Source organism: Vibrio methylphosphonaticus (assembly GCF_023634655.1).
In the GTDB taxonomy this organism is placed as follows: Bacteria; Pseudomonadota; Gammaproteobacteria; order Enterobacterales; family Vibrionaceae; genus Vibrio; species Vibrio methylphosphonaticus.
Genome location: NZ_JAMKMS010000023.1, coordinates 15,337 through 33,054 on the forward strand (window position 1 = coordinate 15,337; position 17,718 = coordinate 33,054).

Sequence of the window (17,718 nt, forward strand, 5' to 3'; positions counted from 1 at the left end):
TATTATTCCTATATTAATTTACCTTTTTACCATTCGCACAATTGAATGCTCCTTGCTGAACATTCCCTACCCCATCACGAATCAATAAATACTCAGCAATCGGTTTACCTAACCGCGCCTTGTTTACCTTCGCTGATTTCAGCACGGTGATCTCATCCACATGAATCCCTTTACGATCAGCTACCCAATTAGCATCATTCACCGAGTTAACCGAACCCACCCACCACACGGCAGATTGGTCGGTCACGGTTTTAGGCACTTCTTGCCCACGTTGAAAAACGGTATGAATCACTAACCCATACTGACGGCCACCGCGAAGCATCTCGCCCGTTTTGCCTTTAAGTTTTCCCGAGGTTTCGGCGCAACTGGCGAGTTCTTCAATCACGACATGCAGTTTAGGCGCCCGTCCATTCCCTAACGCCCAAGCGACCGAACTAAAAAACTCGAGTTCTTCCATGCTCGCACCACCTTTAGGCACATAGGCGACCTTAAACGAGGTACCCTTTTTACGAGCATTAAAAGCGGCGCGGATAAATTCCGAACGAGTGGAAAAACCGTGGCAAGTTTGCCCCTGAAATTTTGCCCCTGCGTAATTTCGGTACGGGTCAAAAAACAGAGCATGCGCCCCCTTGGGAACAAGACCAATGTATTTCACTGCCGAGGTTTTACCGCCTCCGGTTCCTGCTAAGTAAATGGCATGTTCGGCATCATGCGAGGGGTTTGAGTTAATCGGGTTTGGAAAGCGTTGTGTTTTCTTTTTTATCGCCATGTTTCCCCCTCACTTGTATAAGTTCTTGTTGGGTTTTGAATTGCACCCACGACACACCGACCATCATGATCACAGCCAGAAATAACGCGCTTTCTTCCGGTTGATCCCCAAGCAAACTATCACTTTGTTTTTTCAGTACTGGATAGGCTGCTTCAGTCACTAAGGTTTTACTCTCTGTATCAAATTCAAATTTGGCTTGAGTCAGTATGGAAACCAAACGCTCGATACCAAAAATACATACCTGGCAAAACATATCGCTGTGCGCTTGGGTAAAAGTAAACTTCGGTTTCTCTCCATCTTCGGATTCGGGTTTACCTGAGCTAAACGCTTCGGTGAGTTCTTCGCGTTCCTGTTGCTCTATCGTTTTGGTATCACTTTCAAGCCCTGCCCATTCATCCACATTGTAATCGTCAAAATCAGGGGCGGTTTCTAAATGGCTACTCATCCTCACCCCCTTGTTCAACGCTCGAACGTTTTTGCACTAGGTTCATCACCACTAACACCAACGCTAAAGCAGCAATCGACACGCCCACTTTAAACACCATCGATTTCGGTTTAGCCGTTACCAAATCGTTGTTTTCAGGCTTAGCAGATTCACTGCCTTGTTCTGGTAATGCATTAGGTTCGCTTTCGATTAAGGGTTGAGGCGGTTCATTAGATTCGGTTAGTAACGCACTACTTTCGGTTACGTCAGTTTCATCCGAAGTCTTATCGGACTGTACTGGCAACGGTTTCGATACGGTTTCAACTTCAATCGGCACATCGCTTGAGTGCTGCTCGATATACGAATGAACGCTTTTAGACATAGGGCTATTGCCACACTCCGGACAACGATAATATTTCAGCCCCGCATTGCGCGTGTTCTTGGGAGGTTCACCGTGGGTAATTAACTTCCCCTCCCCTACGATATGCACCGTAGAGCCAGAAGAACAAACCGGACAAGTCACGTAACCACGAACAGGATTAGGCACTTTGCTCATCACTAGATACCTCCGCATCTTCCACCACTTCGCATAGTGACGATTTCTCATCCATCACATAAGCACGGCATCGCGCTCGCGCCACACGGTTTAACTTGGTGAGTTTTTCCACTTGTTCAAACAGTTTCGGATCTAGCCCTATCGCCTCTAGCGGGTTACCGCCTCCCATAAGCAAGCGAGGCAATAAAGTGGTGAGTTTGGATACGTCCATTCCCTTGATTTTCTCAATCGATTTGGTGACCTGAATTTCTAAGTTTTCCGCTACATCGAGTGCTTTCAAGTCTGCATGGCATGCCTGCTGTGTTCTTTTCATAAATAGTCCCTGTTTCTCAACGTTGACAATGGGTTAAGAGTATTTGGCCTACGATAGGCCAAATGCTTAGTAAGTGATTAATCGACCTTGTTTGAGCCTGATTTTGCAGTATTGGTCAATGGTGACCGTTCCCCCTTTTAGTAATGGTTTGAGAAGACATTGCACCCCTTTCATGCTCCATCCGGTCACGTCCATAAGAGCCTTATTAAGTGAGGGGTTACAGTTATTTTCAGTGCTCCAAGGTACGGCACTCCGTGCCTTTTGAAGACGCTTCACGTCTTTTTTACGAACGAGGCTATAGCACTCGCTTGCGGTTTGAATAAGAGTCCCAAGCCAAGAAAAGCCAATGACTTTTTTGTTGGTTTCACCGTATTGATTTTGCTTTGATTCGTATTCCACTCGCGCACCATTAGCGAGCTGACAAAACAGCGACCACTTTGACGAATCAGCCGCTTGTCTTAGTTCTTCCAGTTTTGGGTCTATCTTGGTTTGCTCTGGTGTTGCCCTACGAAGATTGCGCCACAATGAAACAGGCTGACCACCAAATTGTTGAAACTGTCTGATACGGTGTGTTGATGCCCAAGCGCGAGCACGATAAGCGTATTCTTCCGATTCAGTTTCGGGCATATGCTTGCCGTTAATGTTTTTTGAAACGTACTTAGCAATGTAGGCCGTTGCCCCGCCTTTTTTCGGATCGGCTTCTTTCACATCAAAGCGTGGTGAAATATCTTTGCCTAGCTCGCTCCGGTCTTCCCCTATCGCGCACCCTTTTAGAATGTTGGTGATCGTGGTTTTGTCCTTCGGTGAGCAAAACAAAAAGTAGTGAGAATGGCTGGTTGAATCTTTATGAGGTTCAGCAACACGGAAACCAAAATACTCAATATTCTCTTTAGCAATAAGAGCACGAGCGACTGCCCATTTTTGCATGAGCGCTTGATGCCCTTCCTTTACCGATGCACCATTCCACTTTCTTGATACTCGGTGATATTTACTTGGCAATGTCCAAGTGACGAACAAAGCGGTAAATCCTAAGTCCAATGCAAATTCTTCAAAGCCACGAGAGCGCACCATCATTTCAATACGTCGATTCTCTGGGTTTGCCGTTGTTCTTTTGATCACTTCCTCTAGGTCGAACGCTTCGCCCGTTTCCGTGTTCATTACTGACATGGCCTCTATATACTGTTTCGCTTCGCGTTGCTTTTGCTTCCAGTTTGAAAAAGACATGGCACTAATCACCGGCGCTTGGTGTTTACCTTCACCGACACGTTCTAGGGCAATTTGTACATATTCGATGTATTGCGATCGCAAATGCAAAAGTCGGCGCACTATCCATTCTTCGGATTGCATCTTGAGCGCGGCTATTTCGAGATCGCATTCCAGTTCGTCGGGTTTATCCTGTTCCTTCCTGAAATTTATCTTAGGTGAGTTGATATGGATTTCTTGCAGGGTGAGTGATTGGCGTTCATAAACGTGTTTCAGTGCTTCAAGGTAACTGTTAAAAACTTCCGGTAGACTTTCATCATTAAGCATCGCGGCGCAATTATCGGCGTAGTCCTTAGCGAGTTTTTCAATGGCATCATCGCGCATCAAAATATCGTGTGTTAGTGGTTCAGCACTGGCCTTGTATCGGCTATCCACAAACGAAAATTTATCTTCAATAAAACTCGCTCGCTTCAAACCAAACTTAACCGCATCTTCTGCAGCACGAATAAGGTTTTGAGTAGTCGGGTTACTACGAGTCATGCGCTGTGCGACTTTACGTTTCACATCGCTTTTCACCATTTGAGGTAAACGAGGAAAGAACCGACGAGTAAAAGCGGAAAGGCGCAATATATCAGCCGCCTCCAACGCTTCTATTTGATTCACTGCTTCTGTCATTCCGTTAACCCATGCATTCAGAATCGGTACAAACGTATTGCAAAGGGCGCGACTTTTTCGGCTTTGAACGACCAATACCGTGTTTATCACGCAGCTTGTCCAGTAAGTAGATTGAACGCTCCCGCTTCTTTGGGTCGGGGTTAACCATACCCGCCATATCAGGGCATGGTTTGTGAATAGGGTTAGTCACTTCCATCGTTAACCCTCCAAACTTTCTAACAGTTCAGCATCGGCAACTAGCTGATCGTAAATCGGGTGTAGAAACTTAAATTCTGGTGAACTTGGTGATAGCCAATTCAAGCGAGTTCGAACAATGTTCATTAGTTCTCTAACTTCACTCGAATGAGAAAAATCAATACTGGTGCTATGGATTGGTGTCAATACGTTACTCATCATTCTTCCCCTATGCATTTACTGAAAGCCAATCACGTTTGGCATCGGCGTGGCGTTGGTCGATATAGGCTGCTAAATCTTCAATTTTGATTAACGATGGGCTGCGCTCAGAATCGCGCAATTTAAAGGTGGGAACGGGAAAGTCACAGGCTTTCGCTCTCTGCTCTGCCGTCTTGGGGGTAACGCCAAAAAACTCTTGGCTTATCTGTTTAAGCTCAACTGTCGGACTCTCAAATCTAGCGAGCAATGCGAAGTTTGTGTTCATAAGTCACCTATGCAATTATGGCGAGTTAACTAAGAGCAACTATAATTAACTCAAGAATGTCTCAATGTCGTTATGGGACATTATTGGATCATTATTTATGTATTGCAACACATTTGAGCACACTGGAGCATTCGATGAGCACGGTAGACGAGCAAATATCAGAGCTTAAAAAACTTACAAAAACAGCAAAAAACACTGACTTATCAAAGGCTTTAGGCGTTTCCGCATCGACTATTCAAACGTGGAGAATGCGTGGAAAAATACCTGAAGATATTTTTCTAAAAGCGAACGAGATCGCAAAAAGTGGCTCATTAACACCAAAGGGATACTTGGAACTGAAGTTTTTCGATATTGAAGTAAGTGCTGGGCAAGGTGCACTTGTAGAGAAAGAAGAAGAATCTACAGCGATGGTTTTCAGTGAAAGGTTTATTCGCCAAGAACTAGGCTTTAACCCTAACGACATTTTCTTAATGCCTGTCCGTGGTGACAGCATGACCCCCACTTTAAAAAATCAAAGCATCGTTATGGTGAACCGTGTTGATGGGTTTTCGACAGATGGAATTTACGTATTCCGCTATGACAATCGCTTGATGGTTAAAAGACTCCAATTCCTACCGAACGGCATAAAAGTGGTGAGTGATAACAGCGCTTATGAACCTTGGGAGCTTGGGAAGAAAGATATTAAAGGAGCTGATTTTAAGATCATTGGTGAAGTGGTTTGGTCTGGGCAACGAATGTAAGAATAAAAAAAAACCAGCTACCAAAGGGGGTAACTGGTACATATACTTCGTGAACAACAATATTCACTAACAACGTCAGTTGGTTAGGTGACCCTCGGCTTAAAAGGGTCGCATAGAAACCTAGAGGAAAAGCCAAACAACCGCCATACCACTTTGGTGGTATTCGCTATTTTTGTTACCTGTCAAATGACATAAAACAAAAAAAACATAAAGAAAACAAATGAAATAAAGGCAGTACGTACATAGTACGTATGATTCGCTTTGAAGCCTGATATAGCTTAAAAGTGAGTCCAATCGAGCATGGGTGCAATGGAAAGACGGCTTGAATGGAAATCGCTTGTGTTGTCTGGCTTCATCATTGTTTTACCTAAGTTTTTAACCACTCAAATCCGCTTTGAATATCATGGAATTTCGCCCAAATTCGTCCTAAAGTACCCTCGAAGAGTAGGACGGAAAATGGCATCTTTATTAGTTGAATAACGGCAGCTATCAAGAAACCATCATCGGAAATAAAAAGCAGGCAATAATACACAGAGAATCGCGAACTTTCAAAAAGAAAGAGAAGAGTAATACTTGTAGACTTATATCTCCGTGAGAGCAAAATTACACAGCATTAATTCCATTTAACCCCTCCCCCTTTTGACTCTTCCCGATAAACACATGATTAGCCATGCTTTATGGGGCCACACAACGATTCAAGTTCCATCACTATATTTAACACCTTCGTTGATCACGTTTGAGGCGGCACTCTTACCAAAAGTCTGTATTACCTTTCGTCTTTTCTACGTTAATTTACAGTAGAGAGAATTGCTTCCCCCTTCTTTCTCTCCTCCAATTTTAGCTTTCTAGCTAAGGAGGGGTTGCCATGTACTTTTTACTCCCTAACCTGCACAGTAACTCTTCGCTTATCACTATCTAGGAAAAAATCGAATGTTCATCTTCAAGGGTTAACAAGTAAAGCACTGTAAAATAAAGACAAAAAAACATAAACTTTAAACAAGTTACTTTATGCACTTAGCACTAGGAGCATTTGGCCTACGATGATCTTTTTACTTATAGAGCTGTACATGGGTTGTGAGTAATCTCTTTTGGATTAGTCGACTAAGAAATTGATTTTGGGTTTCACTGAGAAGTTGTCCACTGTTCTAGTTGTTGGAAGCATCACAATGTGTGAGTCATATTTGCCGTTCTCTACACGACAATAACGATCTGAGTAGGGAAATAGTATAAGATGTTGAAATATCGCTTAGGTAGGTGGTCATGTGAATCAACAGTTAATCCAACAAGTCGAAGATATTTGTACAGCTCGTGGTGTTCGTTTAACGCCACAACGTCGCAGTGTCTTTGTTCTGATTTGTGAAAATAAAAAGGCATCGAGTGCTTATGAGTTACTGGAACAATTAAAGGCCAGTGAACCTAAAGCCAAACCGCCAACCGTATATCGCGCTCTTGATTTTTTATTAGAGCAAGGGTTTATCCATCGCGTTGAATCGACGAACAGCTTTGTCTCATGCAGTTCCTTTGGCGAACATAAGCATTTTTCTCACCTTCTTATTTGTGACAAATGCGGCAATGTCGTTGAACTACAAGATGATAATCTGATAGCCTTGTTGAATAGCAATGTTGATAAATATGGCTTTCAATATTCCAACCACGTTATAGAATCTCACGGTACTTGTCAGACGTGTTCGTCATTGGAAGATCACACTTAGATAGAAGAAGTTATGCGCGCTGAATTTGTAAACCCGTTTTTAGCCTCACTTATGAATGTGCTAAAAACAATGGCTTCAATGGAGATAAAGCCATTAAAGCCCAGAATAAAAAAAGATGAGGTTGCACGTGGAGACGTGTCAGGCCTGATTGGAATGGTAGGAACGCAATCACGCGGATCCATGTCAATTACCTTTGAAGAAGGGTTGGCACTGGAAATCATGCAAAAAATGTTGGGTGAGCGCCCTCATGGTTTAAATGAAGAAGTGACCGATATGGTCGGTGAAATCACCAACATGGTCACCGGTGGTGCAAAGCGTATCCTAGCAGAGAAAGGCTTTGATTTTGATATGGCGACCCCTGTGGTCGTTTCAGGAAAGGGGCATACCATTCGACACAAATGCGATGGTGCTATTATCATCATGCCATTTACCTCGGAATGGGGTAACGCCTTTATTGAAATTTGTTTCGAATAACGATTAATTTCGAAGAAACTGGTCGAATACACCTCACTTTCCTCAACCATTAAAAATGCCAGTCCTTAGATGTGACTGGCATTTTTTTAAGCTAGCTAACTATAAAAGTAGTTATCAACTTAATCTCCCGCGACCTTCATTGATTCAATTAAGATCGAACCCGTTTGAATCTGCGAGCGGGTTTCAACATCACTACCAACAGCAACGATATTTTTAAACATCGTTTCTAAGTTTGAAGCGACAGTGATTTCAGATACAGGGTATTGAATTTCACCATTTTCAACCCAGAATCCAGCAGCGCCACGTGAATAATCACCCGTAACGGTGTTGACTCCCTGCCCCATAACTTCTGTGACGAGCAAGCCCGTCCCGAGTGTTTTAAGCATGGTTTCAAAATCTTGGCCGGTATTTTTGACGTACCAGTTATGAATACCACCAGCATGGCCTGTTGGTGTCATATTCATTTTGCGCGCCGCATAACTGGTTAACAAATACGTTGCTAACTTGCCATCTTTGATAATTTCTAGGTCTTGAGTAAACACGCCTTCACTATCAAATGGGCTAGACGCTAAACCGCGAAGCACATGTGGTTTCTCTTCAACTTGAAACCAGTCAGGAAGAATCGTCTCCCCCAGTTTATCAAGTAAAAATGAGGATTTTCGGTAAAGGTTTCCACCACTAATCGCCATGACTAGATGTCCCATTAACCCCGTAGCTACATCGTTAGCAAATAACACTGGGTACTTTCCAGTTTTAATTTTCTGCGGGTCTAACCTTTGAATGGTTTTCGATGCGGCTTCTTTACCTACTCGCTCTGGGGACCAGAGATCATCGATGTGACGGGCAAGCGTATAGCTATAATCACGCTCCATATCACCATTTTGGCCCTGACCAATCACACTACAACTGATACTGTGGCGACTAGATGCATAACCAGCAAGCAGGCCGTGACTGTTGCCATAGACTTTAACGCCGTAATGGCTGTCATAGCTTGCGCCGTCACTTTGCTTAATCTTATCGCTGTAAGATAATGCCGCTTTTTCTGCTTCAATTGCTCGCTGTGCGGCAACATCAGGATTCGGCTCATCAGGGTGGAAAAGATCAAGGTCTGGAATATTGGAGACCATCAGCTCTTTAGGTGCAGGTCCTGCAAATGGATCTTCTGACGTATATTGTGCAATATCCAGCGCTGCTGCGACGGTCTGCGCAATGGCTTTTTCGCTCAAATCTGACGTAGAGGCACTGCCTTTACGCTGACCTCGGTATACCGTGATTCCAAGAGCACCATCACTGTTAAACTCAACGTTTTCAACTTCGCACATACGTGTTGAGACGCTTAGTCCGGTACTTTTTGTAATGGCGACTTCCGCAGCGTCGGCACTCACAGATGCCATGTCCAAAGCTTTTGCTACCGCGGCTTCCAGCTCAGCTTGCTGCTGAGCGACTTGCTCTCTTACGTCCATAATCCATCTAACTTTTATCAATTATCTTTGTCTAGAATAACAAGCTTTTCGCTTTCTCCCCAGATTTCTTGCTAAAATAGGCAATATTCGTAACGAGATAGTGATATAGGCAGAAAACATGGCTCGCAAAAATCAGAAAGCACCGTGGGAAGAAGAAGAAGAAATCATTTGGGTAAGTAGAACCGAAATGAAAAACGACATGGAAGCGTTACAAAAACTAGGCGAAGAGCTTGTAGGGTTAAAACCTTCCGTGTTGGCAAAATTCCCGCTTAGCGATGACCTAAGAGATGCAATCAAAGACGCGCAACGTTTTAAAAATGAAGCTCGCCGTCGTCAGTTACAATACATTGGCAAAGTCATGCGTAATGTTGATCCAGAGCCTATTCAAGCGGCACTGGATAAAATCCGCAATAAGCACTCTCAACAAACGGCTGCATTGCATAAGTTGGAAGAGCTAAGAGATAAGATTGTGGAAGAAGGCGATTCAGCTATTGCGGAAGCCATCGAGTCGTATCCGGACCTTGACCGCCAACGCTTACGCCAACTTGCTCGTCAAGCAAAGAAAGAGAAAGCAGCCTCTAAACCAGCTAAAGCATTTCGTGAGATTTTCCAAATGCTAAAAGCAGAAGAAGAAGCGAAAGAAGAAGCACTAGCACAAGAGCAAGACCAAAACAGCTAGAGTCAATGTAAGAAGTGAGAACGAACTCGTGCTCACTTCTTTCTTCACTCTTTTAATCACTGCGCTGGATCGTCGTTTTTAATGCTGCGCCGCTAAAACAAACTCTGCCAGTTCAGCATGGTCATGATAACCGTTCAATGAATCAATGCTACCCGCCACCGAAATAGTCCCTTTGGAAAGGTAAGCAAAACGATGAGCAATCGCCTTTGCATCATGCAAGTGGTGTGTCACCATGACAACCGTAATACCATTTTCCTCTGCCAGATTTTTTACCACCGACAACATCTCTTTTCTCAATAACGGATCTAGCGCTGAGAAAGGTTCATCTAATAGCCATAATGGTCGGGATTGAACAAAACAACGAGCTAAAGCCACGCGTTGCTTCTGCCCCCCAGAAAGTTCTGCTGGCAAACGAGATAAATAGTCTTGTAATCCCACTTTACTTGCCGCTTCCTTTACCTTTTTGAGAATGTCAGGCGTTACCTTAAGTGAGGGGTGAATGCCCAGAACAATATTGTCTTGCACACTAAGGTGCTCAAAAAGGTTATTATCTTGAAATAACATTGCCAGCGGTCGCTGATGAGGTTCCAGCGGCAACATTGATTGCCCCTCGATTAGGACCTCCCCTGATTCTGGTTCACAAAAACCAGACACCATTGCCAACAATGTTGATTTACCCGCACCACTAGGCCCTATTAATGCCAAGATCTCACCTTGCTTGGCCCCTAATGTGAAATCAAACCATTCTTGGTGATAGCGATATCTTGTTTGCTTCAATTCCAGCATCATCTTTACTGCGACTCCCGATGTCTGTTTTTCACTACTAGGCGATCTGTCAGCGAGAACATCCCAATGCTTATGGTAAATAACACCAATGAAACCACCGCAGCAGCCTGCATTTGATAGCTTCCCAACAGTTGATAGAGATATAAGGGAAGTGTTTTAAAGTCTTGACTGCCAAACAAGGCAATCACGGTTAAATCCCCTAATGAAAGGATAAAACTCATTGAAAATGCATGCATTAATGGCGCTCGCAACGCTCGCCACTCCATACTAAAGAATCGCGCAACGCCTAAAATGCCAAGACTTCGCCAAAGTAGATGATACTGTGTTGCCAGTTGAAGCATAGGTTGGCTGAGCGTTTTAATCACAAACGGCAGAGCCATTAACGCATTAACAAGGACAACAATCACCACCGCTAAACTAAAGACATCGGTCAAACCACGTAACATCAAGAATGTCGCGGTACTAATCACTAATGCTGGGGTCACCAGTATCACCGTGCCAACCAATTCAATTTTATCGGCAAGGCGTGATTGCGCTTTCAGCCGTAGCATTCGCGTGGAACTCAATATCAAGATGCCGGCAATCGCGGCGATCACAGCGGAGAGCATCGCCACTTGCAAAGACGATATTAGCGATTGCCAGAATATAGCATCCGTTAACACCTCATAAACTTTGTGATTTAATCCACTAAGGACCACCATCAATAAAGGCGGCGTGACCAGCAATAGACTTGCGATGATCCAAAAAGAATCCCAAAGCCGCTTACTCCAGGTATCTGATGACTGAATTGGTGTGGCGTGACTAAAAGTACTCGCTCCGTCCAACACTTTACTAAAGCGGCCAACAAGTAAAACCAATACAGAGCAAATACCCATTTGCCACATCGCTAATACTGCACCAACCTGCAAATCAAAGTCGAACTTAATGGCTTGGTAGATAGCCAGCTCAATCGTCGTCGCTTTCGGCCCGCCTCCCAATGCCATAACCGTTGCAAAACTGGTAAAACAAAGCATAAAGACGAGGCCCACAACATGAGGCAAATGCTGCTTAAGTCTAGGCCATTCAACAAATTTAAAGCAGCTCCAACTTCCCATACCCAAATGTTTTGCCAATTTACGCTGTTCACTAGGAACGCTTTCAATCGTCATCAATAGCAAGCGCGTTGCAAAGGGAAGATTAAAAAACACATGGGCGATCAAAATGCCATTTAACCCATATATGGAAAAAGGCAATGTGGTATTGAATAATCCTAAGAGCTGAGCGACAACACCCTGATTTCCGTAGACGGAAAGAATACCAAATACACCCACCAGCACAGGCAAAACAAGAGTAGTTCCAAACACCTTAAGAAGATAGTTTCGGCCTAAAAATCGACGACGCGACAGCGCATGAGCAACTGGTAAAGCCAAACCCACACTCAAGCCAGTAGAAAGGGTCGCTTGATAAAAGCTAAATTTGGCGACATGAAGATAGTAACTATCCGTGATCAACTCACTGAAGTTGGCAAGTGATGAATAAGATAACAACGTCCAAAGCGATGCCACCACGTAACTGGCGATAATGATGACAATGACAATGCCTGTTTTTGGTGTGCGTATCACATAGACCTCGAAAAAACGGCCCAATAAAGGCCGCTATATAAAAGTGTTTAACTCCAACCCATAGGTTTTAGTCTATCACTGAGTCACCTAATACTATTGAATAAGCGCAGACTGCCACTCTCGTATCCAAGCTTTACGGTGTTTGGCAACTTCATCAGGTGTGAAGGTCAGCGATTTACTCGGTACGGTGAGTGCATCAAACCCAGCAGGTAACTCACGCTCCACAACTGGATACATCCAATTGCCCGTTGGAATTTGAGACTGAAAGTCATCAGATACGACGAACTGCATAAACTCATCGGCTAATTTGTCGTTTTTGGTGCTGGCAACCTTAGCGGCGACTTCAACTTGGGTATAGTGTCCTTCCACGAAGTCAGCGGCAACGAATCGAGCATCTTGCTCGGCGATAAGGTGATAAGCCGGCGATGTGGTGTACGATAATACCAAATCCGCCTCGCCTTCGAGGAACATGGAGTACGCTTCAGACCATCCTTTTGTCACGGTAACGGTTTTTTTGGCTAACTGCTGCCACGCTTCACTGGCGTTATCGCCATACACCGACTTCATCCATAACAGTAAACCTTGCCCGGGCGTCGACGTTCGTGGGTCTTGGTAAATCACACTAAGATCATCACGTTCTTCAATGAGCGCTTTAAGACTGGTAGGCGGTGTTTTCACTTTTTCTTTGTTGTACACAAACGCAAAATAACCGTAATCAAAGGGGACAAATACGTCGTCTTTCCAACCATTGGGTAACACAAGGTTCTTGGTATCAACTTTGTGATTTGCCAGCAGACCTGACGCTTTGGCTTCGCTCATTAAATTATTATCAAGACCTAATACCACATCCGCTTTTGAGGAAGTACCTTCAAGGCGTAACCGATTGAGGATCGACACACCATCATCCAAAGCAACCAATTGCAGCTCGCAATCACATTGCGCTTCGAACGCTTTTTTAATTGCAGGCCCAGGTCCCCAGTCTGATGCAAATGAGTCATAGGTATACACCGTTAATGTCGATGCACTTGCCATTTGTGTGAGCGCCAGAAGGGAAGTAGCGATGGCTACTTTAGATAAACGGATGTTGTTCACTAATACTATCCTTAGTTATTGTTTTTTTTCTTCAAAACAGTCTTTGCACCGAAGTATCAGTAACAACGTCTCAATAGCAAAGCGCCTGTAACAAGATTGATAATGAATTGTAACCGCTGCATCACATATTCACCATCCCTATTCCTCTATCTTTGGTCATAGCCCCAGCGCGGTACTAAAGCTTGCTCAATACCCATGTGATCGAGTACTCGTGCCACAATGAAGTCGACTAAGTCATCAATGCTCTTAGGTTGATGATAAAAACCAGGTGCGGCAGGCATTATCGTCACGCCCATGGTGGACAGTTTATGCATATTCTCTAAATGCAATGTCGAAAACGGCGTTTCACGCACGACTAACAGCAGCTGCCCTCGCTCTTTCAATACCACATCAGCAGCACGTTCAATAAGGTTGTCAGACATCCCATGAGCAATAGCCGCTACACTACCAGCAGAACACGGGCAAATGATCATTTGCTTAGGCGCCGCAGAACCCGATGCGACGGGGGAAAACCAATCCTCTTTTCCGCACACCACAAGCTTATCTGGCTCACAATTTAGACGCGCCACCAGCTGCTTATGTGCCGCCTCGGGTCCACTTGGCAGTTTGATATCATGCTCTGTTGCTAACACCACTCGTGCCGCTGAAGAAATCAATAAGTGTACGGTGTAGTCCGCCGCTAAAAGACACTCCAGTAATCTCATACCATAAGGAGCACCAGAAGCACCGGTAAACGCCAGCGTGATGGCTTTGTTGGTTGCGTTCATTAAGCAAGTCTCTCTAATAGTTTCTGATGAATACCACCGAACCCACCGTTACTCATCACCAGTATTTGGTCGCCAGCTTGGGCCTTCGATTGAATCGCCGTGACTAACTCATCCACACTACTTCTCACTTCTACAGGTTGAGAGCAGCTAGTGGCGATATCGTTGACGGACCAATCAATGTTATCCGGTTGCAGTAAAAATACCTCATCAGCATGCTGCAGAGAATCGGCAAGTTTATCTTTGTGCACACCTTGCTTCATCGTGGCTGAGCGAGGCTCTAATACTGCCAAGATGCGCTTTTCACCCACTTTGTTTCTCAATCCTTCAAGGGTGAGCTGTATCGCCGTAGGGTGATGAGCAAAGTCATCATAAATTTCAATCTGGTTCACTTCACCTTTAAATTCAAGGCGGCGCTTGGTATTAATAAACTTCGCTAACGCAGCACAAGCAAGATCAGGCGTCACGCCAACATGCCGAGCGCCTGCAATGGCCATCAGTGCATTATCCACATTATGGTCACCAACCAAATCCCACTTAACCTCACCCACTTTGTCACCATGTAAGTAAACATCAAAATGAGAACCATCTTTGTGCTGTTTCACCGCACTCCAATCGGCTAACGCTCCGGTATGCTCTACCTCACTCCAACAACCTCGTCCCAGCACATCTTTCAGCGCCTTATCGTCTGAAGGCGCAAGAATTCGCCCATTTCCCGGCACTGTCCGAACCAAGTGATGGAACTGTCGTTTTATCGCTTCGAGATCATCAAAGATATCCGCATGATCAAATTCAAGGTTATTCATGATGAGCGTTCGAGGGCGGTAATGAACAAACTTAGAGCGCTTGTCAAAGAAAGCACTGTCGTACTCATCAGCCTCGACAACAAAAAACATCGACTCACCTAACCGAGCCGACTGTCCAAAATTGCCCAACACGCCTCCGACTAAAAAGCCGGGCTGATAACCACACTCTTCAAGAATCCAACTTAGCATGCTCGACGTCGTCGTTTTACCATGAGTACCAGATACGGCAATAACCCAGCGGTCATGAAGCAAGAACTCTTGCAACCATTGAGGACCTGATGTGTATTTGATATTTCGATTCAAGACATACTCTACACAAGGGTTACCACGGCTCATTGCATTGCCGATCACAACTAAATCTGGTGCCGGATCCAATTGGCTAGGATCAAAGCCTTCAATAATCTCAATGCCCTGAGATTCAAGAAGTGTACTCATTGGGGGATAAACGTTAGCGTCACTACCGGTGACTCGATGGCCTAATTGTTGAGCTAGAACGGCTGCGCCACCCATAAAGGTGCCACAAATACCAAGAATATGAATATGCATTTTAGGTTCTCTTTTGTTCACTGTACTTCTTTCTCGCTTTCGCTATATATACCCAAACCACGCTATAAAAGCGAGGAAGTTAACAGTTACGCGGCATTTTGTGACATTCATCATACAAATAGCCCTTTTCCAAGGTTACTTCATTACCATTAAAAAGTTCTGCCCCATACAATATTCCATGTGTGTAGATGAATACCCCCAACTCGTTCACTCACACTTCTCCCCCAAAGATAATAGTTAGCAGATTAAAGGAAAGACCATGTCTGAAATGCGCACCCTCGGCGAATTTATTGTTGAGAAACAAAACGACTTCCCCCATGCCAGTGGTGATTTATCATCCCTTATCTCTTCAATTCGACTTGCTGCAAAAATTGTAAACCGCGAAATTAATAAAGCAGGCCTTGTTGACATCACTGGTGCAGTAGGTACTGAGAATGTACAAGGTGAAGCTCAGCAAAAACTTGACCTTTACGCTAATGAGAAATTCAAAGCGGCTCTTGAAGCTCGTGACCAAGTATGTGGTGTTGCCAGCGAAGAAGAAGATGAAGCCGTTGCCTTTAATAAAGAGCTTAATAAAAACGCAAAGTATGTCGTACTAATGGACCCGCTTGATGGTTCATCTAACATCGATGTCAACGTGTCTGTCGGCACCATTTTTTCTATCTACCGTCGTGTTTCGCCAATCGGCACACCTCCAACTCAAGAAGATTTTTTGCAGCCTGGAAATAAACAAGTCGCTGCGGGTTACGTGGTCTACGGTTCTTCGACTATGCTGGTTTACACCACTGGTAAAGGCGTCAACGGCTTCACCTACGACCCATCAATTGGCACCTTCTGCCTATCTCATGAAAACATGATGGTTCCTGAAGATGGTTCAATCTACTCAATCAACGAAGGTAACTACATCCGTTTCCCTTTGGGTGTAAAAAAGTACATCAAGTACTGCCAAGAAAATGAGCCAAGTGAAAACCGCCCGTATACGTCTCGTTATATTGGCTCTTTGGTATCAGATTTTCACCGTAACCTACTAAAAGGTGGCATTTACTTGTACCCAAGCACACAAAGCCACCCAAGCGGAAAGCTTCGTTTGTTGTATGAGTGCAACCCAATGGCCTTTATTATGGAACAAGCTGGTGGCACCGCCTCTGATGGTAATCAGCGTATTATGGATATTAAGCCAACGGAACTTCACCAACGAGTGCCTTTCTTTGTGGGTTCGAAACTCATGGTCGATAAGGTTGAATCTTTCTTAGAAGAATACCCAGAGCAATAATTTTTCCACAAGTTAAACAAATTAGAAGTGCCTCTCAGTGAGGCACTTTTTGTTTTAATTTTCAGCGTATATACTTTGTTTAACCCATTTGAATGATAACGCCTATCCTTAGTATCTATAGGGATTTAGAATAAAGAAGGAAAATCCAAATGAGCTTAAACCACGTACCTGCTGGTAAGTCACTGCCTGATGATATTTATGTCGTCATTGAGATCCCGGCTAATGCCGACCCAATAAAATATGAAGTGGATAAAGATTCTGGAGCTGTCTTCGTCGACCGATTCATGTCCGCCCCCATGTTCTATCCCTGCAATTATGGTTACGTTAACGACACGCTTTCGCTCGATGGTGATCCTGTTGACGTATTAGTGCCAACACCCTACCCACTCATCCCAGGTTCTGTTATTCGCTGTCGTCCGGTGGGTGTTTTAAAGATGACCGATGAATCTGGCGAAGATGCCAAAATTTTTGCCGTCCCGCACAGTAAAATATCAAAAGAGTATGAACACATCCAAGATGTCGATGATATTCCAGAGCTGCTTAAAGCCCAAATCACCCAGTTCTTTGAGCGCTATAAAGAGCTGGAGCCTGGTAAGTGGGTAAAAGTAGAGGGTTGGGCAGATATTCAAGCTGCCAGAGAGGAAATTATCAGCTCTTATGACCGAGCACAACAAAAATAGTGACCATAAAAAAGCGCTCTGTATGAGCGCTTTTTCGCAGTAGACGACTGAATACTGAAATAGCATTCTAGAGTCATTTCACACCGTCTCTTTCAGACAATCAACTTATCAACGCTTTGCTCTAGATTGTTTTCCTCGCCAATATTCATCTAAAAACGTACGGCTAACATCTTGGCAAATCCCGTAATAAATTCTACCGTTCAACCCCAGAACAAATGGGTCCTGCTGACAATACTCATCTTTTCCTAACGAGTACCCAGTTTGGTATTGCTTATACTGTTCACTACTTAACGATGGCGCATCCTGCTCCAACTCACTACGACTTTTAACAACATAGCCTTTCATCGCCCAAGCTTGACCAAATTCGTTCCATGCTTGATTGTCATCACTTGTTGGCGGCTGTAATTGAACACATCCTGCCATCAGTAGACCCAAAGCCATCACACTAAAATTTTTCATGGCTGACCTCATGCAAACTAATCCGCTTACTCATTTGTCTCACGA

Annotated in this window: 21 protein-coding genes; 6 read left to right on the forward strand and 15 right to left on the reverse strand. The window is 44.2% G+C overall.

The window, feature by feature from the left end; genetic code table 11:
- Nucleotides 1–13 precede the first annotated feature (13 nt).
- From M9196_RS20370 to M9196_RS20405, 8 genes are all read right to left on the reverse strand, one after another.
- Nucleotides 14–769, reverse strand: a complete 756-nt coding sequence (locus M9196_RS20370; protein ID WP_250619349.1) for a hypothetical protein — start codon at nucleotides 767–769, stop codon at nucleotides 14–16.
- Nucleotides 726–1,214 (reverse strand): hypothetical protein, encoded by a 489-nt coding sequence (locus tag M9196_RS20375; RefSeq protein ID WP_250619350.1) that lies wholly within the window; start codon nucleotides 1,212–1,214, stop codon nucleotides 726–728. Before M9196_RS20375 ends, M9196_RS20370 begins: the two co-directional genes overlap by 44 nt.
- Nucleotides 1,207–1,749, reverse strand: coding sequence for a hypothetical protein (locus M9196_RS20380; protein WP_250619351.1), 543 nt, complete (start codon nucleotides 1,747–1,749; stop codon nucleotides 1,207–1,209). Before M9196_RS20380 ends, M9196_RS20375 begins: the two co-directional genes overlap by 8 nt.
- Nucleotides 1,733–2,062 carry a hypothetical protein gene (locus M9196_RS20385; RefSeq protein WP_250619352.1) on the reverse strand — a complete coding sequence of 110 codons (330 nt, stop codon included), beginning with the start codon at nucleotides 2,060–2,062 and terminating at the stop codon, nucleotides 1,733–1,735. The genes M9196_RS20380 and M9196_RS20385 overlap by 17 nt, the downstream gene beginning before the upstream one ends.
- 66 nt (nucleotides 2,063–2,128) lie before the next feature.
- Complete coding sequence (locus M9196_RS20390; RefSeq protein ID WP_250619353.1) at nucleotides 2,129–3,940, reverse strand: replication endonuclease; 1,812 nt, start codon at nucleotides 3,938–3,940, stop codon at nucleotides 2,129–2,131.
- A 4-nt stretch (nucleotides 3,941–3,944) separates the two neighbouring features.
- On the reverse strand, nucleotides 3,945–4,136 hold the full coding sequence (locus M9196_RS20395; protein ID WP_250619354.1) for a hypothetical protein: 192 nt from the start codon (nucleotides 4,134–4,136) through the stop codon (nucleotides 3,945–3,947).
- Nucleotides 4,137–4,138: 2 nt separating this feature from the next.
- Complete coding sequence (locus M9196_RS20400; RefSeq protein WP_250619355.1) at nucleotides 4,139–4,333, reverse strand: hypothetical protein; 195 nt, start codon at nucleotides 4,331–4,333, stop codon at nucleotides 4,139–4,141.
- 10 nt (nucleotides 4,334–4,343) lie between these two features.
- Nucleotides 4,344–4,598, reverse strand: coding sequence for a pyocin activator PrtN family protein (locus M9196_RS20405; protein ID WP_250619356.1), 255 nt, complete (start codon nucleotides 4,596–4,598; stop codon nucleotides 4,344–4,346).
- 134 nt (nucleotides 4,599–4,732) lie between these two features.
- On the opposite strand from M9196_RS20405, the gene M9196_RS20410 reads away from it, so the two are divergent.
- The 3 genes from M9196_RS20410 to M9196_RS20420 all read left to right on the forward strand — a co-directional run bounded on the left by M9196_RS20410 (nucleotide 4,733) and on the right by M9196_RS20420 (nucleotide 7,524).
- Entirely contained in the window at nucleotides 4,733–5,338 is a 606-nt protein-coding gene (locus M9196_RS20410; protein WP_250619394.1) for a LexA family transcriptional regulator, read from the forward strand.
- 1,262 nt (nucleotides 5,339–6,600) lie between these two features.
- Nucleotides 6,601–7,050, forward strand: a complete 450-nt coding sequence (gene zur / locus M9196_RS20415) for a zinc uptake transcriptional repressor Zur (RefSeq protein ID WP_250619357.1) — start codon at nucleotides 6,601–6,603, stop codon at nucleotides 7,048–7,050.
- 12 nt (nucleotides 7,051–7,062) lie between these two features.
- Nucleotides 7,063–7,524, forward strand: coding sequence for a chemotaxis protein CheX (locus M9196_RS20420; protein ID WP_250619358.1), 462 nt, complete (start codon nucleotides 7,063–7,065; stop codon nucleotides 7,522–7,524).
- Between the two features lie 119 nt (nucleotides 7,525–7,643).
- On the opposite strand, the gene pmbA is transcribed toward M9196_RS20420, so the two are convergent.
- Nucleotides 7,644–8,987: a metalloprotease PmbA gene (gene pmbA, locus M9196_RS20425; RefSeq protein WP_250619359.1), complete on the reverse strand. Its 1,344-nt coding sequence runs from the start codon at nucleotides 8,985–8,987 to the stop codon at nucleotides 7,644–7,646.
- A gap of 118 nt (nucleotides 8,988–9,105) precedes the next feature.
- Here pmbA and yjgA point away from each other — a divergent pair, with 118 nt between their 5' ends.
- On the forward strand, nucleotides 9,106–9,666 hold the full coding sequence (gene yjgA, locus M9196_RS20430; RefSeq protein WP_250619360.1) for a ribosome biogenesis factor YjgA: 561 nt from the start codon (nucleotides 9,106–9,108) through the stop codon (nucleotides 9,664–9,666).
- A gap of 78 nt (nucleotides 9,667–9,744) precedes the next feature.
- On the opposite strand, the gene thiQ is transcribed toward yjgA, so the two are convergent.
- From thiQ to mpl, 5 genes are all read right to left on the reverse strand, one after another.
- Nucleotides 9,745–10,452 carry a thiamine ABC transporter ATP-binding protein gene (gene thiQ / locus M9196_RS20435; RefSeq protein ID WP_250619395.1) on the reverse strand — a complete coding sequence of 236 codons (708 nt, stop codon included), beginning with the start codon at nucleotides 10,450–10,452 and terminating at the stop codon, nucleotides 9,745–9,747.
- A 5-nt stretch (nucleotides 10,453–10,457) separates the two neighbouring features.
- On the reverse strand, nucleotides 10,458–12,053 hold the full coding sequence (gene thiP / locus M9196_RS20440) for a thiamine/thiamine pyrophosphate ABC transporter permease (RefSeq protein ID WP_250619361.1): 1,596 nt from the start codon (nucleotides 12,051–12,053) through the stop codon (nucleotides 10,458–10,460).
- Nucleotides 12,054–12,146: 93 nt separating this feature from the next.
- Nucleotides 12,147–13,136, reverse strand: coding sequence for a thiamine ABC transporter substrate binding subunit (gene thiB / locus M9196_RS20445; RefSeq protein ID WP_319946373.1), 990 nt, complete (start codon nucleotides 13,134–13,136; stop codon nucleotides 12,147–12,149).
- Between the two features lie 155 nt (nucleotides 13,137–13,291).
- The gene (locus M9196_RS20450) at nucleotides 13,292–13,912 is read right to left on the reverse strand and encodes a flavin prenyltransferase UbiX (protein WP_250619362.1); all 621 of its coding nucleotides are present in this window, start codon (nucleotides 13,910–13,912) and stop codon (nucleotides 13,292–13,294) included.
- Nucleotides 13,912–15,261, reverse strand: a complete 1,350-nt coding sequence (gene mpl / locus M9196_RS20455; RefSeq protein ID WP_250619397.1) for a UDP-N-acetylmuramate:L-alanyl-gamma-D-glutamyl-meso-diaminopimelate ligase — start codon at nucleotides 15,259–15,261, stop codon at nucleotides 13,912–13,914. The genes M9196_RS20450 and mpl overlap by 1 nt, the downstream gene beginning before the upstream one ends.
- A gap of 259 nt (nucleotides 15,262–15,520) precedes the next feature.
- Between mpl and fbp the strand changes: the two genes are divergently transcribed.
- Together fbp and ppa are read left to right on the forward strand one after the other, a co-directional pair.
- A complete protein-coding gene (fbp, locus tag M9196_RS20460; protein WP_250619363.1) occupies nucleotides 15,521–16,534 on the forward strand; it encodes a class 1 fructose-bisphosphatase in 1,014 nt (337 codons plus the stop codon).
- Nucleotides 16,535–16,683: 149 nt separating this feature from the next.
- Nucleotides 16,684–17,214, forward strand: coding sequence for an inorganic diphosphatase (ppa, locus tag M9196_RS20465; protein ID WP_250619364.1), 531 nt, complete (start codon nucleotides 16,684–16,686; stop codon nucleotides 17,212–17,214).
- 108 nt (nucleotides 17,215–17,322) lie between these two features.
- Here the strand turns inward: ppa and M9196_RS20470 are convergent, their stop codons facing one another.
- Nucleotides 17,323–17,673, reverse strand: a complete 351-nt coding sequence (locus tag M9196_RS20470) for a DUF2799 domain-containing protein (protein WP_250619365.1) — start codon at nucleotides 17,671–17,673, stop codon at nucleotides 17,323–17,325.
- Between the last annotated feature and the right edge of the window lie 45 nt (nucleotides 17,674–17,718).

What these genes read in the sequence shown, in the direction of transcription:
- M9196_RS20370 (WP_250619349.1), bottom strand. Translation starts at nt 769, where the DNA reads ATGGCGATAAAAAAGAAAACACAACGCTTTCCAAACCCGATTAACTCA.
- M9196_RS20375 (WP_250619350.1), bottom strand. Translation starts at nt 1,214, where the DNA reads ATGAGTAGCCATTTAGAAACCGCCCCTGATTTTGACGATTACAATGTG.
- M9196_RS20380 (WP_250619351.1), bottom strand. Translation starts at nt 1,749, where the DNA reads ATGAGCAAAGTGCCTAATCCTGTTCGTGGTTACGTGACTTGTCCGGTT.
- M9196_RS20385 (WP_250619352.1), bottom strand. Translation starts at nt 2,062, where the DNA reads ATGAAAAGAACACAGCAGGCATGCCATGCAGACTTGAAAGCACTCGAT.
- M9196_RS20390 (WP_250619353.1), bottom strand. Translation starts at nt 3,940, where the DNA reads ATGACAGAAGCAGTGAATCAAATAGAAGCGTTGGAGGCGGCTGATATA.
- M9196_RS20395 (WP_250619354.1), bottom strand. Translation starts at nt 4,136, where the DNA reads ATGGAAGTGACTAACCCTATTCACAAACCATGCCCTGATATGGCGGGT.
- M9196_RS20400 (WP_250619355.1), bottom strand. Translation starts at nt 4,333, where the DNA reads ATGAGTAACGTATTGACACCAATCCATAGCACCAGTATTGATTTTTCT.
- M9196_RS20405 (WP_250619356.1), bottom strand. Translation starts at nt 4,598, where the DNA reads ATGAACACAAACTTCGCATTGCTCGCTAGATTTGAGAGTCCGACAGTT.
- M9196_RS20410 (WP_250619394.1), top strand. Translation starts at nt 4,733, where the DNA reads ATGAGCACGGTAGACGAGCAAATATCAGAGCTTAAAAAACTTACAAAA.
- M9196_RS20420 (WP_250619358.1), top strand. Translation starts at nt 7,063, where the DNA reads ATGCGCGCTGAATTTGTAAACCCGTTTTTAGCCTCACTTATGAATGTG.
- pmbA (WP_250619359.1), bottom strand. Translation starts at nt 8,987, where the DNA reads ATGGACGTAAGAGAGCAAGTCGCTCAGCAGCAAGCTGAGCTGGAAGCC.
- yjgA (WP_250619360.1), top strand. Translation starts at nt 9,106, where the DNA reads ATGGCTCGCAAAAATCAGAAAGCACCGTGGGAAGAAGAAGAAGAAATC.
- thiQ (WP_250619395.1), bottom strand. Translation starts at nt 10,452, where the DNA reads ATGCTGGAATTGAAGCAAACAAGATATCGCTATCACCAAGAATGGTTT.
- M9196_RS20450 (WP_250619362.1), bottom strand. Translation starts at nt 13,912, where the DNA reads ATGAACGCAACCAACAAAGCCATCACGCTGGCGTTTACCGGTGCTTCT.
- mpl (WP_250619397.1), bottom strand. Translation starts at nt 15,261, where the DNA reads ATGCATATTCATATTCTTGGTATTTGTGGCACCTTTATGGGTGGCGCA.
- fbp (WP_250619363.1), top strand. Translation starts at nt 15,521, where the DNA reads ATGTCTGAAATGCGCACCCTCGGCGAATTTATTGTTGAGAAACAAAAC.
- ppa (WP_250619364.1), top strand. Translation starts at nt 16,684, where the DNA reads ATGAGCTTAAACCACGTACCTGCTGGTAAGTCACTGCCTGATGATATT.
- M9196_RS20470 (WP_250619365.1), bottom strand. Translation starts at nt 17,673, where the DNA reads ATGAAAAATTTTAGTGTGATGGCTTTGGGTCTACTGATGGCAGGATGT.